The following is a 3,230-nucleotide window of genomic DNA, read 5'->3' as shown; positions in this document are numbered from 1 at the left end:
ACACGTTGTACTTGCCCACCGGCTTGCTCATGGGCAGGCGCTTGACTTCCTTTAGGGTGGCGGCGTCGTAGACGATGAGCGCGCCGTCCATTTCCCAGACGCTGGCCAGCGCGTACTGGCCGTCCTTGGTGAACTCGATGTGGGCCAGGGTCTTTCCCGGCTCCCGCACCGTGGCCACGGGCTGCAGCGTGGTCTTGTCGATGAGGGTCATGGTGTCCTTGGCGGTGGGGCTCATCATCGAGACGGTCCAGGCGTAGCGGCTGTTCTCGTGGCTGCGCATGAAGAAGCCGGGGCCGGGCGTGGGAATGGTGGCGACCGGTTTCCAGGTCTTCATGTCGATCACGTCGATGGCGCCGCCCTTCAAATTCGGCGAGGCCAGCACGGATCTGCCGTTCCAGGCGAAGGTGATGCCCGAGCCCAGGTGCGGCATGCCGGCGATGGGCAGGTCGGCGATCTTGCGGCGGGCGTCGAGGTTGACCACCTGCGCGGTGGCCGCGCCATCACCCGTCTTCGGACGGGTGGCACCGAGTGCGTGGCGATAGCTCTGGTCGAAAAAAAAGTCGTCCAGCGGTTCGTCCAGCGGCGTGCGGCGCACGCCCAGGAAGCCAGGCTTGGCGATCGCTTCGCCCATCTTGTAGTCGTGCACCAGGCCGTCGTAGATCGGATCAGCCTTCGGGTCGTAGGAGATTTCCCAGAGCTCGGGAATGTCCTTGAGCGCGACCACGAAGCTGTTGCGCGGCGTGGCGTCGTACACGGCCGACACGCGTGACGTGGCCTTGCCGTCCAGCGTGGCGGCGGCATAGGTTTTCCGCAGGTTCAGGTCGGCGTCGAACAGCACCACGCTGTGCGGCAGGTAGTTGGCCGCCATGACCCACTTCCCGTCGCCGCTCACGGCCACGTTGCGCATGTTCAGGCCGGCGCGCACCTCGGCCACCACACGCAGGCGCCAGAGGTCGTACTTGGTGATCCAGCCGTCGCGCGAACCGAAGAACACGTAGCGGCCGTCGGGCGTGAACTTGGGGCCGCCGTGCAGCGCGAAGCGGCTGGCAAAGCGGGTGATGACCTCGAACCGGTCGCCGTCGAGCAGGCTGATGTGGTGGTCGCCACCCTCCACCACCACGAACAGGTTCATGGGGTCGGCGCTCCACAGCGGCTTCGCGGGCTCGTTGGCCGGCGGTGCGTTGAACGTGCGCGAGGCGCGGATGTCGGCCTCGGTCCAGCGCGGCATGGGCAGCACCGGGGTACGGATGTGGGCTGCCAGCGCACCGATCTCCTCGGCACTCAGTTGCTGGGCAAAACCGGGCATCTGCGTCGCGGGGCGGCCCTGCTGGATGACCTTGAGCGCTTCGGCCGGGCGCAGGCGTTCCAGGCTTTCGGGCAGCAGGGCCGGGCCCATGGCGCCGGTGCGCTGTTCGCCATGGCAGACCGCGCAGTGCTGCTGGTACAGCGCGGCAGGGGTGACCGAGGCCTGGGGCGCTGGCGCGGCGGCCTGCGCGGCGGCCATGTCCAGGCCCATCCAGAACAGGCCGGCCACCAGCGTGGCGCGGGCCAGGTCGGCCAGGAGTTCGGTCCAGCGGCTGGAGGGTTGTTCACGCATGGTCCACCTCCTGCAGCAGGATGGTGGCGCGGCGCGGGGCGGTCGCGGCAGACCCCTCCGGCAGGCCGATCTCCTCGTCCGTGAGGTAACAGCCCGGGTCTTCGGCCCAGGGGTTGCCGGTGAGCTGCTGGGCGCGCGTGCGGGTGTTGCCGCCGCAGATGGCGAAGTGCCGGCACTGTGCGCAGCGGCCTTCGACCGGGCGCGGGCTGGCCTTGAGCCCGGCCATGAGCGGGTCGGACGTGTCCATCCAGATCTGCGAGAACGGGCGCTGGCGCACATTGCCCAGCGCGTGGTGCCACCACATGGTGTCGGGGTGGACTTCGCCGAGGTTGTCGATGTTGGCCACGTTGACGCCGCTGGCGTTGCCGCCCCAGGTCACCAGGCGTTCGCGCAGGGCCTCGGTCCAGCGCGGGAAGCGCTGCGCCACCCACTGCAGCAGGTAGGGCCCGTCGGCGTCGTTGTTGCCGGTCACGTACTCCTCGTCCAAGCCGTCGCGCGCGGCCTGCCAGGCGCGTTCGTACAGCAGGTCCAGCGCGTCGCGGGTGGACTGGAACTGCGCGTCCTTGCCGCGGTGGATGTTGCCGCGACCGGCGTAGTTGAGGTGCGAGAAATAGAACTTGTTGACCCGCTCGGCGCGCATCAGGTCGAGCAGCGGCGCGAAGTCGTGGGCGTTGAGCGCGGTCATGGTGTAGCGCAGACCGACCTTCACGCCGCGCTCGCGCAGCAGTCGCAAGGCGACCAGGCTGCGGTCGAAGGCGCCTTCGAGCCGGCGGAACTTGTCGTGTGTGTCGCGCAGACCGTCCAGGCTGATGCCCACGTAGTCGAAGCGCTGTGCTGCAATGCGGTCGGCCATGGGGCGGTCGATCAGCGTGCCGTTGGTGGACAGGCCGGTGTAGAAGCCCATGCGCTTGGCGCGCTCGGCGATGTCGAAGAGGTCCGGCCGCATCAGCGGCTCGCCACCGGAAAGGATGAGCACCGGCACGTGGAAGGCCTGGAGGTCGTCCATCACGGTGCAGACCTCGCGCCAGTTCAGCTCGCCCGCGTAGTCGTGGTCGGCGGACAGGGCGTAGCAATGTTTGCAGGTGAGGTTGCAGCGCCTGATGAGATTCCAGATGACCACAGGTCCGGGCGCTGTGCCCGACCCACGGCGGCTGGCGGCGGGCCATTGCCCGGTCTGTTCGGCTTGCGCGAGTTCGCGCAGGTACTGGCTGATGCGGAACATGGTTCTCAGCTTTCGGAAATCCGCAGCCCGGTCTTTTTCAAGATGGCTGTCGAGTAAAGGATGTCGTGTGCCCGGCAGGCGTCGCCGAGCAGGGCCGCCAATTGCTGCGCTTGGTCCTCGACCTCTTCGCGCGAGCGGCCGTGCAACATGGCGAACAGGTTGTAGTTCCAGACCGGGGCGCGGCGCGGGCGGCGGTAGCAGTGGCTCACGAAGGGCAGCTGGCCGATCTGTTCACCGAGTTGATCGACGCGGTCATCGGCCACGTCCCAGACGCTCATGCCGTTGGCGGTGAAGCCCAGGCGGTAGTGGTTGGGCACGGCGCCGATGCGCCGGATCAGCCCGGCGTCCAGCATGGCCTGCAGGCGCTCGCGCACCTGTTCGCCGCTGATGCCCAGGGTGGCGCCGATGGCT

The 3,230-nt window shown here is 68.2% G+C and carries 3 protein-coding genes; all 3 read right to left on the bottom strand.

Features of this window, described 5'->3' with window-relative positions:
• Nucleotides 1-1,516: cytochrome D1 domain-containing protein (locus ACR2JA_RS00975; protein ID WP_434007274.1), on the bottom strand; the 1,516-nt coding region annotated here is incomplete at its 3' end.
• Nucleotides 1,517-1,589: 73 nt separating this feature from the next.
• A complete protein-coding gene (gene nirJ / locus ACR2JA_RS00970; protein WP_434007272.1) occupies nt 1,590-2,819 on the bottom strand; it encodes a heme d1 biosynthesis radical SAM protein NirJ in 1,230 nt (409 codons plus the stop codon).
• Between the two features lie 5 nt (nt 2,820-2,824).
• On the bottom strand, nt 2,825-3,230 hold a 406-nt coding region (ahbB, locus tag ACR2JA_RS00965), incomplete at its 5' end, for a siroheme decarboxylase subunit beta (protein ID WP_434007271.1).

The sequence above is a fragment of the Hydrogenophaga sp. genome, from assembly GCF_051007235.1.
Taxonomy (GTDB): Bacteria; Pseudomonadota; Gammaproteobacteria; order Burkholderiales; family Burkholderiaceae_C; genus Hydrogenophaga.
Note: the sequence above shows the minus strand (reverse complement) of the source record. Positions and strands in the feature narration are given on the sequence as shown.